This is a genomic window from Pseudomonas vancouverensis (assembly GCF_004348895.1).
In the GTDB taxonomy this organism is placed as follows: domain Bacteria; phylum Pseudomonadota; class Gammaproteobacteria; order Pseudomonadales; family Pseudomonadaceae; genus Aquipseudomonas; species Aquipseudomonas vancouverensis.
Genome location: NZ_RRZK01000009.1, coordinates 144,061 through 156,525, shown reverse-complemented (window position 1 = coordinate 156,525; position 12,465 = coordinate 144,061). Strand labels below are relative to the sequence as shown.

At 56.2% G+C, this 12,465-nt stretch carries 12 protein-coding genes; 1 reads left to right on the top strand and 11 read right to left on the bottom strand.

The features are described 5' to 3' along the window. Positions 1-94: 94 nt before the first annotated feature. The 7 genes from EIY72_RS10435 to EIY72_RS10405 form a co-directional block, all read right to left on the bottom strand. Complete coding sequence (locus tag EIY72_RS10435) at positions 95-1,372, bottom strand: cytochrome P450 (RefSeq protein ID WP_093223992.1); 1,278 nt, start codon at positions 1,370-1,372, stop codon at positions 95-97. 141 nt (positions 1,373-1,513) lie between these two features. Continuing rightward, positions 1,514-2,017 carry a carboxymuconolactone decarboxylase family protein gene (locus tag EIY72_RS10430; RefSeq protein ID WP_093223994.1) on the bottom strand — a complete coding sequence of 168 codons (504 nt, stop codon included), beginning with the start codon at positions 2,015-2,017 and terminating at the stop codon, positions 1,514-1,516. A 1-nt stretch (position 2,018) separates the two neighbouring features. Beyond that, the gene (locus EIY72_RS10425; protein WP_093223996.1) at positions 2,019-3,194 is read right to left on the bottom strand and encodes a thiolase family protein; all 1,176 of its coding nucleotides are present in this window, start codon (positions 3,192-3,194) and stop codon (positions 2,019-2,021) included. Further along, entirely contained in the window at positions 3,191-4,093 is a 903-nt protein-coding gene (locus tag EIY72_RS10420; protein ID WP_093223998.1) for a 3-hydroxyacyl-CoA dehydrogenase, read from the bottom strand. Before EIY72_RS10420 ends, EIY72_RS10425 begins: the two co-directional genes overlap by 4 nt. Positions 4,094-4,106: 13 nt before the next feature. Further along, complete coding sequence (locus EIY72_RS10415; protein ID WP_093224000.1) at positions 4,107-4,958, bottom strand: fumarylacetoacetate hydrolase family protein; 852 nt, start codon at positions 4,956-4,958, stop codon at positions 4,107-4,109. Further along, positions 4,958-6,022 carry an amidohydrolase family protein gene (locus EIY72_RS10410; protein ID WP_093224003.1) on the bottom strand — a complete coding sequence of 355 codons (1,065 nt, stop codon included), beginning with the start codon at positions 6,020-6,022 and terminating at the stop codon, positions 4,958-4,960. Before EIY72_RS10410 ends, EIY72_RS10415 begins: the two co-directional genes overlap by 1 nt. 348 nt (positions 6,023-6,370) lie before the next feature. Beyond that, positions 6,371-7,102 (bottom strand): TetR/AcrR family transcriptional regulator, encoded by a 732-nt coding sequence (locus EIY72_RS10405; RefSeq protein WP_093224006.1) that lies wholly within the window; start codon positions 7,100-7,102, stop codon positions 6,371-6,373. Positions 7,103-7,285: 183 nt separating this feature from the next. On the opposite strand from EIY72_RS10405, the gene EIY72_RS10400 reads away from it, so the two are divergent. Continuing rightward, the gene (locus tag EIY72_RS10400; RefSeq protein ID WP_093224009.1) at positions 7,286-8,917 is read left to right on the top strand and encodes an ATP-dependent acyl-CoA ligase; all 1,632 of its coding nucleotides are present in this window, start codon (positions 7,286-7,288) and stop codon (positions 8,915-8,917) included. Positions 8,918-9,112: 195 nt separating this feature from the next. On the opposite strand, the gene EIY72_RS10395 is transcribed toward EIY72_RS10400, so the two are convergent. The 4 genes from EIY72_RS10395 to EIY72_RS10380 all read right to left on the bottom strand — a co-directional run bounded on the left by EIY72_RS10395 (position 9,113) and on the right by EIY72_RS10380 (position 12,362). Next, positions 9,113-9,331 (bottom strand): hypothetical protein, encoded by a 219-nt coding sequence (locus tag EIY72_RS10395; RefSeq protein ID WP_093224011.1) that lies wholly within the window; start codon positions 9,329-9,331, stop codon positions 9,113-9,115. Positions 9,332-9,600: 269 nt separating this feature from the next. Beyond that, a complete protein-coding gene (locus EIY72_RS30100) occupies positions 9,601-9,789 on the bottom strand; it encodes an AbrB/MazE/SpoVT family DNA-binding domain-containing protein (RefSeq protein WP_093224013.1) in 189 nt (62 codons plus the stop codon). A 502-nt stretch (positions 9,790-10,291) separates the two neighbouring features. Further along, the gene (locus tag EIY72_RS10385) at positions 10,292-11,149 is read right to left on the bottom strand and encodes an SDR family oxidoreductase (protein ID WP_093224015.1); all 858 of its coding nucleotides are present in this window, start codon (positions 11,147-11,149) and stop codon (positions 10,292-10,294) included. A gap of 73 nt (positions 11,150-11,222) precedes the next feature. Further along, positions 11,223-12,362, bottom strand: a complete 1,140-nt coding sequence (locus EIY72_RS10380; RefSeq protein WP_093224017.1) for a glutathione-independent formaldehyde dehydrogenase — start codon at positions 12,360-12,362, stop codon at positions 11,223-11,225. Positions 12,363-12,465 lie beyond the last annotated feature (103 nt).

The following is a 12,465-nucleotide window of genomic DNA, read 5'->3' as shown; positions in this document are numbered from 1 at the left end:
AGGATACAAAAAACAGACAGGACGCCATACCGCGACAGGAAACGGTCCTGTCGCGGGGCCAAGAGGAGACTTTAGGAGGGAGTTTTTAAGGTGTTCAATCCCACAATACGTGCAGATAGTGCGGGCCACGTAGCTGCGCACCGACGATTTGCGGGCCCGGCTTGTCGGGGTCGAGCCGGATATTGGGCATCAAGTCGAGAATCGCATTCAGCGCGCAGTTGATCTCGGTTTTGGCAACGAACTGACCAATGCACATATGCGGGCCGAAGCCGAATCCAAACGAAGGCTTGGCCTTGCGGTCGATGTCGAATTTATCGGCGTTTTCAAATGCCTCTTCATCGCGGTTGGCGGACGTCACGATGCATTGCACCATCGCCCCTTTCGGGATCGGTATCCCGCGGATCTCCAGGTCCTTGGCGGCCTGGCGCACTTTGAACGTCGCCACGGGTTCAAAGCGTACAGCCTCATCGATGGCCTTGTTCACCAGGCTTCGATCATTGCGCACGCGTTCCAGCACATCGGGATTCTGCAGCAGCAAGGACATCAAGGTGCCAAACGTACGCGTCGTGGTTTCACTGGCAGCCGGCAACAGCGAACGTACGAAAGTGGCGATCTCATGATCATCCAGGGATCGCCCCTGGTACGCGACACGAATCAACCGGCTGATCAAGTCGTCCCCGGAAGCATCCGTAGCACGACGCTCGCTTACAACGTCCTTCACCACATCGTACAGCGCCTGAGCAGCCTGCATGGCCGCCCCACGGGCTGCGGCAGCCTTCTCAGGATCAACTTGAGGGCCCGCCAGAATCGCCAGCGCCCAGGCTGCGTACTGCTCGATCTGCTCTGGACGATCTTCGGGAAAACCGATCAGCGAATAGATCACCCGGATAGGAAAGTACAGGGCAAAGTCCATCAGGTCCGCGCCCTTGGCCGGCACCATCGGCTTGATGTACTCCTCACGGATCACCCGATCGATCCGCGTCTCCTTCCAACGATTCACTGTCTCTGGCATGAACACCGGTTGCAGCAGGCTACGGATGTTCTTGTGGGCATCACCGTCCATTGCCGTAAGGATCAATCCATCGAAAAACGCCCCCAGCCCCTCGGCGATAAAGCCGCTGGTAAAGGTCCCGGCATCGCGCATCACGGCCATGACATCATCGTACTTGAACAACGTGAAAGTCGGTCGATTCGCGTCCAGGCCGGCAATCGACGGCACTCCCAGACGCGCCATGAAGTTGTCTTGCAAAACGGGTGAATTAGCGCGCATTTCGCGGTATGTCGCGTGCAAGTCGATGTCATTGCTGCCGCGATAATTGCTGGCTACATCGGTAAAAACCTTGGCCAGATCGCTTTGTGCCGGTGTTGGCATGATCGTCTCCGCTGTTTTTGTCATTATTTTTTGGTTTGAACCTGCCGAAAAGCCGGAAGACCCACCTCGCAGCAGGCATCATCCGCGTAATACTTGACACTTATTCAAAATAAGATCAACTATTATGATCAACGACCAGATTCAGTAGGCCTGCTGCACCAGTGTCATCCGACCGCCTGCCAGCATCAGCGCGCAAAACAGACCCAGCTCCACCACCTGTTCAGTGGAAAAATACTCGGCAAGGCGGGAAAAATACTCGTCGTCGATGGCCAGGTAATCACTCGCAAATGATTCGGCGTAGTGCAAAGCCGCCCGTTCTGCGGGTGTGAAATGCTCACTGTCCGCCGCCATACAGGCGATGTCCTGTTCGGTAACGGTGTCGGATTTACGCGCCAGCTGGCAGGCCTGGCAGGTGGTGATGCTGGCGATCTTCAGTCGTACCAATTCGCGCAATCGCTCATCGAGCAAACTGTCGGTGTGCAGGCTTTCCATCAAGCCCAGCCACGCCAACGCCACTTCTGGACGATGCGCCCAGACCTGAACAGGCGCCGTTGAACTGAGCATTCGACTGCGTCGGCCACGCTCGACTGCGTGTTGCAACGCAGCCGGCATGGCATCGAGGGGAATTAGCGGCAAGCGCGCCATTTCAATCGAGCCGCTCTATGATGGTTGCCGTGCCCATACCGCCCGCACAGCAAATGGCTTGCAAACCATAACGCGCACCGCGGCGTTCGAGCTCGTTGAGCAAGGTCGTCATCAATCGGGCACCACTTGCGCCCAAAGGATGACCCAGCGCAATGGCGCCACCATTGACGTTCAACTTGCTGTGGGGCACACCGGTTTCTGCCATCCAGGCCAAGGGCACCGAAGCAAAGGCCTCATTGACCTCGAACAGATCGATGTCATCGATACTCAGCCCAGCTTTACCCAAGACCTTGCGGGTCGCCTCGATGGGCCCAGTCAGCATCAGCGTCGGGTCGGAGCCAACGGTGGTGAAGGCAACGACTCGGGCCCTCGCCCGCAACCCCAGTTTTTTCGCGGTTTCGCCGTTCATCAATAACAATGCCGCTGCCCCGTCGGAGATCTGCGACGAGTTTCCAGCCGTGATACGCCCGGTGTCCGGGCGAAAGCTGGTTTTGAGTGTCGAGAGTTTTTCTCGCGACGTATCGCGGCGAATGGTTTCATCGCGAAGCAGCGTGCTGACGGGTTCCGTCAGCTCCAGCTCACGCAACCCTTCGACCGCCACCGGCGTTATTTCATTATTGAAGTAACCGGCATCGCAAGCGGCAGCTGCACGCTGGTGACTGGCAAACGCGAAGTCATCCAGCGCCTCGCGAGTGAGCCCCCATTTATCGGCGATTCGCTCGGCAGCCTCGCCTTGACTGGTCAGCTCATAACGTTGCGCAGCCATCCAGCCGAATGCTTGCCCATGAATCTCGCGGTTACTGCCCATGGGCACGCGACTCATGTTTTCCGCGCCACCCGCCACGACAATGTCCGCGACACCGGCGGCTATCGCACCGGCGGCCAGGTGTACAGCGACTTCACCCGAACCGCATTTACGGTCAATGGTCAGCCCGGGAACACTGACCGGCCAACCAGCCCCCAACAACGCCGTACGGGCGATGTTGGCGGACTGTTCGCCGATTTGCGTTACGCAGCCAAAAATCACGTCGTCCACGGTGGTGGGCGACACGTCGACTCGTTCCAGCAAGCGGCTGATCACCAGTGAACCGAGGTGATCGGCACGCACTCCGGCGAGACTGCCGCGAAACCTGCCCACCGGCGTGCGTACAGCATCAACAATGACGATGTCTTTCATAATGCACTCGCCTTGAGCCCCGACCCTGGCACTTGCTTGCCTTCCTCATAACGGTAAACGCCATGCCCTGACTTGCGCCCCAATCGCCCGGCCGCAACCATTTTGATGATCAGCGGACAAGGTCGAAATTTTTCGCCCAGGGTCTGATGCAGATAACGCAATACCGACAGTCGAGTATCCCAGCCGGTCAGGTCACCCAGTTCCAGCGGCCCCATCGGATGGTTGAAACCGAGGCGTAGTGCAGTATCGATGTCCTCAGCGGTTGCAGTACCTTCCTGCAGCATCCACATCGCCTCGTTACCTAACAACGCCGACATGCGACTGGTGGTCAGCCCTGGCGACTCATTGACGACGATCGAAGTCTTGCCGATCTGTTCGCAGAGGGTGCGAGTACGCGCCACCACTTCATCACTAGTAGCGAGACCACGCACCAACTCCACCAACTTCATCTTGTGCACCGGATTGAAGAAGTGCATGCCGACCACACGATCTGCACAGTCCACCGATGCTGCAATCTCGGTGACACTGAGGGCCGAGGTGTTGGTCGCGATGATGGCGTCATCGGCCAGCAACGGCGCAGCCTGGCCAATGACCGCCTTTTTCACCGCCAACTGCTCGGAAACCGTCTCCACGAGCACGTTGGCACCAATGGCGGCTTCGCTCAAATCGCCACAGGTCAGCAGATTGGCCAGGGATTGGTGCGCCTTCTCCTCGCTGACCTTACCCAGGCGCACACCGTCGGTGAAGATTTTCTCGATGCTCGCCCTGGCCTGCGCCAATGCCGCAGAGTTGGTATCAACCAGCAACGTACTGAACCCGGAGCTGGCGAACGCATGTGCAATTCCGGTACCCATCAGGCCGGCACCTACAACGACTACTTTTTCTTGGTTGGCGCTCATGATCTGCTCTCTTTTAGGCTCGGTTCTTTTTACTGACCACATTGCGCAGCGTGCCTATACCTTCAACGCTGGCTTCGACCACATCGCCCTCTTTGAGGAACAGACCAGTCCCCATCCCCACCCCTGCCGGAGAACCCGTGAACAACACATCGCCCGCGGCAAAGCTCGAACGTTGCTGAACGAAGCGGATCAGTTGCCCCACATCCCAGGTCATTTCACCGGTGGAACCGTCCTGGCGCACTTCGCCATTCACTTTCAAGGTCAGGCGCAGTTTCGGCGAGCCTTGCGGGAACTCGTCCTTGGTGACGATCCACGGCCCCAGACCTGTTGTCTGGTCCTGACTCTTGGCCGCGAACAGATCCATGCCGATACCAGCCGGACCGCTACGCTGCAGGTCCCGGGCACTGACGTCATTACCGACCGTGTATCCGAGCACGCACGCCAACGGATTCTCCAGATCGATTTCCGGCGTGCCGATGACGGCGACCAGTTCGACCTCGTGATCAAGCTCCTCCGTTAATGGCGGGAAGCGAATCGGATCATTGGCACCAATCAGCGCCCCATAGGCTTTGAGGAACGCAACCGGTTGCGCCGGCGCACTCAAGCCGAACTCCACCAGGTGCTTGGCGTAGTTGGCGCCCGCTACCACCACCCGGTTGACGGGTTCGATCGGCGGCAGCAGACGTACCTTTGACAAAGGCAATGAAGAGCCGGAGAGGCGCACCGAGCTGATGCCGCGACCAGCCGCCACGGCTGGCGCCCAATCATTGAACTCACCGGAAATTGGCGTCACCTGGTCCTGGGCAACATCGACAACAGCCCAGAAAATACCCGTACCCAGATATTCACATCGCGCCAGCTTCATCAGGCACCTACCTTGCCCAGCTTGGTCGGGTCCAGGTGCAGCAAACGGCATGCGTTTTCATAGCGAATCTTGGCCATATCGGCATCGGACAGTTGCAGGCCGTGAGTCAGGTCGTGGCGTACGGCATCACTGCCGCCAAAGTTACTGCCGTACAGCACATGGTCAGCACCAATGATGTCGACCAACGCCTGACGCATTGGAACCTCATGCAGTTCTACGTCGAAGTAGAAGTTCTTCATGTATTCGAGCAGTGGCTTCTTGTTGTATTTGACGTCCAGGTTTTCGTTGGTCTTGGCCAGGCGACCGAGCTGGTACGGCACATACCCGCCACCGTGCGTGATGTACACCTTGAGGTCCGGGAAGCGATCAAGCACACCGCCGCAGATCAGATTCCAGAAGCAACGGGTTTCGTCGTACTGCATGCCGACGATTGCCGTGGTTTCGTAGCGATCGCTGTTGGCGTTCTTGCCCCAGGTGACAGACTGGTTGTAACCGTGCACAAAAATCGGCAAGTCGAGATCGCACAGGGTGCGCCATACCACGTCGAGTTCCGGTGAATCGAATTCCAGGCCACCGAAGTTGGCGCCCCCCGCAACCAGGCCCTTGGCCCCAAGCTCGGTGCAGGCATAGCGAATTTCAGCAGCAGCGGCTTCAGGGACATTGAGCGGCGCATGAGCCCAGAACATCAGGCGGTCCGGCGCTGCGGAGCAGTACTCAGCCAGAGTTCGGTTAACTGTACGAGCGAATGGCACGGCGAATTCGGCTTCAGTCCAGTACATGTAGCAGTGCGAAGGAACGGATACGACCTGCAGGTTTTGCCCCGCGGCGTTCATGCCCGCCAGACGTACTTTCGGGTCAGCCCAACGAGCAAAATACTCCTCCAGCTTCGGACCATTACCGGAACGTACGGCGGCCTTACGCTCTGGCGAACCCAGACCAAGAATCCAATCACCCACACGCAGCTTGATGTCACCGTCAGCGTGCTGCTCGAAAAACGGTCCCCAATGAGGATGTTGGTTGTAGTAGCCCGGATGGGGAGCGTGAGCGTGGAGATCGATAAGCATGTCTAGGTACCTCGAAGTTGGCACTTTTTGTTGGTTTGTTTAGCGCGGTGCCTTCCCATGATCAGACTCGATCCGTTGCGGGAAGGGTAAGCCGAACGGCTCGCTGCTAAGACCAAAGATTAAATTTAAATTGAGCAGAAATCAAAATTCTGTTCAATTTATTTTCATGCCGCTGGAAAAAGCCCGCGATAGAGCCTTCGAGACAATTTGAAAGGACCAAGAAACCGCCGAAAAACGCGCCCCGAGGGACAGAAAAGCAGGTTGAGGATCAGAAAGTAGACGCGCGCAGAAACGAAAAACCCCCGAAGATCGGGGGCTTTTACGCAACAGGAAGGAGTGATTGAGGACTTAGCGTCGAGTACGCGAGGTGGAACCCATGATCAGTGCACCGAGGAGCTTTTTCACCCGCACCGGGAACAAGCGTCGACCCGCCGCCTCCGGCACCAAAATTTCACTCAACACATAACGAATGATCATTTCGCAGATCAGCTCACGATCGAGGCGCACCCCAAGGCGATCATCCCAATCGTCGAAAACGATTCCCAGGCCATCCTGAAAACGCACGATCGAATCGTGGAAGATTCGTCGGAAAAAACCCAGCGCATAGTCAGGGGCGACTACCAGCAAGCGCCGCGCTCGACTCTGCTCGAGGTAGTTGTCGAGATAGGCAAACAGCGCATTTAGGCGCGCTTCCGGGTCACTGATATGGCCAAGCTCCTGGGACAGCGAACTGTGGAAACTTTCACGTTTATGCCGTGAAAAGGTGTCCAGAAGGTCCTCTTGTGAAGCGAAGTAACGATAAAAAGTCCCCCGCGAAACACCGGCGACCTGGCACACATCGAGGATAGAAATACGATCGGCACCCGACATCAGCACCACCTCTTCAGTGGCTTTGAGGATGTTGGCGATGGTCTCTTCCGAACGCCTGTTGGGTTTGACCTTGGTGCCTGCGACTGCTTTGGGGCCGGTGCGTCGCTCCAGCGACTTACCCGCTTCTGCACCAGCGTCCGGGACCACGGTTTTTTTCGTTTTAGGGGCCGGCGTAGGCGCTTCTGCTTTCAGGGATGCGGCTTTTGGCATGGATTGATGGGCTCATTGAGAGTGAAGATGAGTAACATTAGCACAGGATCTGTGCATAAATAACATTCTATGTTCAACTTATCCCTAAAGACATTTTAGGAATTTCTATTTAGAATCCAATTCTCCCTTCAAAATAAAATCAGGCACACCAACGGCTGTTGGTAGCTAAAATGGAGAAAATTCATGGGCAGCAGCGGCAATCCAGACACCTGGGCAGTGGGAGAACGAGACACTGTCATCGATGCGCTAAGTCGTGCAGTAGCAAGGCATCCAGACAAAGTATTGCTGGATTTCAGCGGAGATTTATACACATACGCTCAGGTTGACTCACTTTCTACAAAAATGGCCAACGCCCTTGCCACCCTTGGCGTCAAGGCGGGCGAAACCGTGCTGACCATGCTCGATAACAATATCGACGCCGTCACCACCTGGCTGGCGATCAACAAACTCTGCGCCGTGAGTGTGCCGATCAATACCGCCCTTAAAGGCGAATTCCTGCGCCACCAGATCGCCGACACCGGAACATCCATCGTGATCTGCGAATCGGCTTACCTGCCACGTATGACCTCGCTGGCTGAACAGCTGCAGGATGTGCAACATATTCTTTATCGAGGCACACCCGAAGCCTTGGTGGATTGTCGGATTCGCGTAGCGCCATTGGATGAGTTCCGTGGCCATGACACCACCCCGCTTCCCTCCAAACCGCAACCTTCGGATCTCGCCTGCCTGATCTACACATCAGGTACCACCGGCCCATCCAAGGGCTGCATGATCAGCTACAACTTCATGTGCAACCTGGCGCGCCTGCAACTGCGTGCCGGCCCTGCCAGCGCCGATGACGTAACGATTACGCCATTGCCGCTGTTCCACATGAATGCACTATGCGTGTCGATTATCGCCAGCATTCTGGTGGGTGCCCGCGCCGCGATTCTCCCGCGCTTCTCTGTTTCCAACTTCTGGCAGGAAGTCGAGCGCTCCGGAGCCACCATCGCCTCGATTCTGGGCGGCATGGGCGGCCTCCTCGCCCAGGCCCCGGACAATGAAGCCATGCTGCGTTGTGTCGGACAGATCCATACCGCACGCGGCAATCCCTACACCGAAGAAACCAAAAAAATCTGGCGTGAACGCTTCGGTACCAAGCTGGTCGGCGGCAATGGCTATGGACTGACTGAAGCCTGCGTTATCACCTCGCTGGCTGCCGGTGAATACGCAGCACCCGGATCATCGGGTAAACGTATCCCGGACTTCGACGTACGCATCGTCGACGACCTCGATCAAGAAGTCGCGCCGAACAGCGCCGGTGAAATCGTTGTGCGTCCACTGCGCCCGGACATCATGTTCCAGGGCTACTGGCGCCGTCCGGAAGACACCCAGAAGTTGATGCGCAACATGTGGTTCCACACCGGCGACATCGGCAAATTCGATGACGACGGGTTCTTCTATTTCGTCGATCGCAAGAAGGACTACTTGCGCCGTCGCGGTGAAAACATTTCCAGCTTTGAAATGGAAGCCGCTTTCGCTGTTCATCCGGCGCTGGCTGAAGTGGCGGTACATGCCGTGCCGTCGGACAAGGGCGAGGACGACGTGAAAGTCACGGCTGTTCTGCATGAGGGTGCCACGCTTGCTCCAGAGGAGCTGTTCCACTGGGCCACCGACTCTGTGCCCTACTATGCCCTGCCCCGCTATATCGAGTTCCGCAGCAGCTTGCCGAAGAACCCTCAAGGCCGGGTGTTGAAGTATCTGCTGCGCGATGAAGGTAAAACCCAGACTACGTGGGATCTGGAAACCACATCGATTGTGGTGTCCAAAAAGTAGTATTGCTCTACGGATGGCCTAAGCCCTCCAACGTAAAAGCCCGCTACCTGGCGGGCTTTTCATTTTCTCGTCCCCTCCCCGCCTAAAGCATCAGAGGACAGTGTGTGGGGCTATCGGTGTTGATTGCGTACGTCGCACAATCCGACTATCGACGTCCAAGCCTTCCCAAGAAGTTCACTGACCGGACTTTCTCTCCTATCTCCTATCGTCTGAAAGCGGTGTCTGTTCATCCGCCTCCGGGGTAGTCCTCTCACCTGGATCCTTCCAGTCTTCTGGACGATCATCACCTGGATTTTTCAACGGATCGTATTTGTTCGGATCGTCTGGATCTAGCATCGGTTCATCTGAATCTGGCTCAGACTTGGATGGATCAGAGCCTTGTGTTTGGTTTTGGAAAATGAATTCGTTAGACATACTCACCTCACCTATGAGGTCCAGCTTTTCTGGGCCGTAATGGTTTGAAGTTGATAGGTAAAAAGTGTGCGACTGAGTAGATGAGCGGGCAGTAAAAAAAGCCCGGCAGGCAGTTGGGCTATTGGAGTTGAACGGATTTGTTCCTCCCCCTGCAGCGTTACAGCCCCGTCATTCGCAGCCAGTTTGACCAGCGAACGAGGGAATGACGACCGGCAGAGAACGGCCAAAAGCAGCCGCTTGTGACCGATCGTCGTTGGCCGATTCGAGCCTCAGGATTTCGCATCAGTGTCGCGGATTGGCCTTAGCACTATCGATCCTTCAACCAGCTCGATGGTTAACAAATCCCCGAGACCGACGTTCATTGCTGCAAGGACATCCGGAGGAAGATCGATGATCACATCCCCGCTGCCATCGCCTGGGTCCTGACATTTCACAGTCGCCCGCACAGAATCACCCATTGGATACTTGCTCCACTCTCGGTAACTGAATCGAGTCGTTAACATAGAAGGCATTGCACGACGATAACGCTCGCGAACAAACCAAATGTAAAGATCCCGAATCCAAATGTAACTCCGAGTAGTAGCGGATGTTTCCACACGGCGCCATTCTCCAGAAATGACCAGTAAATGGTCGAATAGCAGGACGGGAGCAATATTTAAGCCAATTGGATTGCTCAGATCTAGAGCGGTCGCCTAAAAAAAATGCCCCAAAAGTGGGGGACTTCCGGCGTCATTACCGAGGGGGTTATCAACTACGAGAGGAGGCAAGATGAGTTCGCCTCACTGGCCACGTCAGGGACGAGCTGATTGGGCATTGTGGCCAGGAAGACGAATTTATACACATTAGCTCACTCCATCTTGTCTCGCTTTCGACTGCAATCAAACGAATACTCCTCCTGTCTTTCAGGGGATGAAGCCATGTGTTTTTCCTGCCTTTATCGCGAGCAGACAAGGGCCAAAACTAGAGAATTGGTTTCCCGCCCGTGACACCGTAGCGCTCGCCCGAGATGTAACTCCCCTCATCTGACGCCAATAGCACGTAGATGGGAGCGACCTCGACCGGCTGCCCAGGGCGACCCAAGGGAGTATTTGCACCAAAGTTTTTAACCGCCTCCTCGGTCATCGTCGACGGAATCAAGGGTGTCCAGATCGGCCCGGGTGCCACGCTGTTCACTCGAATCCCTCTCTTGCCCAGCATTTGCGCGAGGCCGGCAGTGAAGTTCGCGATTGCGCCCTTGGTGGTGGCGTAAGGCAACAGGGTTGGATTGGGCATATCGGAATTCACCGAACTGGTGTTGATGATCGAGCCGCCTTCGCCCATGTGGGGAAGTGACGCTTTACACAGCCGAAACATCGCCGTGACATTGACATCGAACGCCCGCAACCAGTCTTCATCTGGAATCTCCTCCAGTGTCTCGTAAGTCATCTGGAAGGCGGCGTTGTTCACCAGGACATCGATCCGCCCAAACTTCGCCACCGTGCCCTTCACGATCTCCAAACAGTGCTCATGATTGGCAAGATCTCCCGGCAGAAGCACACATTGGCGTCCGGCCTCTTCAACCCAACGCGCGGTTTCCTTCGCATCCTCGTGCTCATTCAGATACGAAATCGCGACATCGGCACCCTCCCGAGCAAAGGCGATGGCCACCGCGCGCCCGATACCGCTGTCGCCACCAGTGATCAAGGCAATCTTGTTGACCAAGCGTCCCGATCCCTTGTAGCTGCTTTCACCGCAATCAGGATACGGCTCCATCCGGCCTTGCTCTCCAGGAATAGGTTGTTGCTGCGGCTTAAAGGGTGGGGTTGGATAGTTTTTCATTACACGCTCCCTCCATCGTTCAGAGAAGTGCACCGGCAATCACGCTGTCGGCGCACCCGTTTGATTGACCCAATCAAGCAGCAGGCTTGAGCACAACCTTTGTCCAACCATTGTCACGTGCATCGAAATGTTTATAGGCATCCGGCCCTTCGGCGAGCTTCAACCGATGAGAAATGATCTGCGCTGGGTTGGCGCGACCGTGGTGAATCAACTCGGCCAAGCGACGGTTGTAAGCTTTGACGTTGGCTTGCCCAGTTCGAATCTGTTGCCCCTTAAACCAGAACGCGCCGAAGTCGAAGGCCATTTTGCCTACCTTCGCGAGTTCATTTTTTGCACCAGGATCTTCCGGAACAAATACGCCTACAACGCCAATGCCACCAGTCGCCTTGGTCGAAGCCACGAGGTTGTTCATGGTCAGGTGATTGGCTTCATGGCCATGCTTATCGCAGCACTGATAACCCACGCACTCGCATCCGCGATCAGTACCTTTGCCATGAGTCAGATTGAGAATCTGATCCACTGCCTCTTTCTCCAACGAGTTGATCGGCGTGGCGCCCATCTGTGCAGCAAGCTTTAAACGGTCAGGGTGATTGTCGACCACGAATACTTGGGAAGCGCCTTTGATCATGGCGGAATGTGCGGCCATCAAGCCGACCGGGCCGGCACCGTAAATGGCAATGCTTTCCCCCGGTAACAGGCCCGCCAGTTCAGTGGCATGCCACCCGGTCGGGAAGATATCGGACAGCATCACGTAGTCATCTTCACGCTCTTGCGCATCCTCGGGCAGTATCAGGCAATTGAAGTCACCGTAGGGCACGCGAAGCAGTTCCGCCTGTCCACCTTGATAGGGGCCCATTTCGGCAAAGCCGTAAGCGGCACCGGCACTGCCTGGATTGGCGGTCAGGCAAAAACCGGTAAGGCCCTTTTCGCAGTTCTCGCAGAATCCACAGCCAATGTTGAACGGCAGGCAAACGCGGTCGCCGATCTTAACTCGGTCTACCCCTGCCCCGACCTCAATCACCTCACCAAGATTCTCATGTCCAAAAACCCGTCCTGTTTCCATGGACGTGCGCCCTTCGTACATATGCAGGTCTGAACCGCAGATGTTGGTCGTGGTGATTCGTACCAGAACATCGGTTGGCTTTTCAATTTTGGCATCCGCGACGTTTTGCACGCTGACATCGCGCGGGCCGTTGTAAACGATGGCTTTCATGTTGTTCTCCCATTAGCAAAACGAAGAGAAATTTCGCCTGCTCAGACTTATCTGTCCGGGAGAACAGAACGGACGTTCAAACCAATGAAGTGGAGGCCTGACG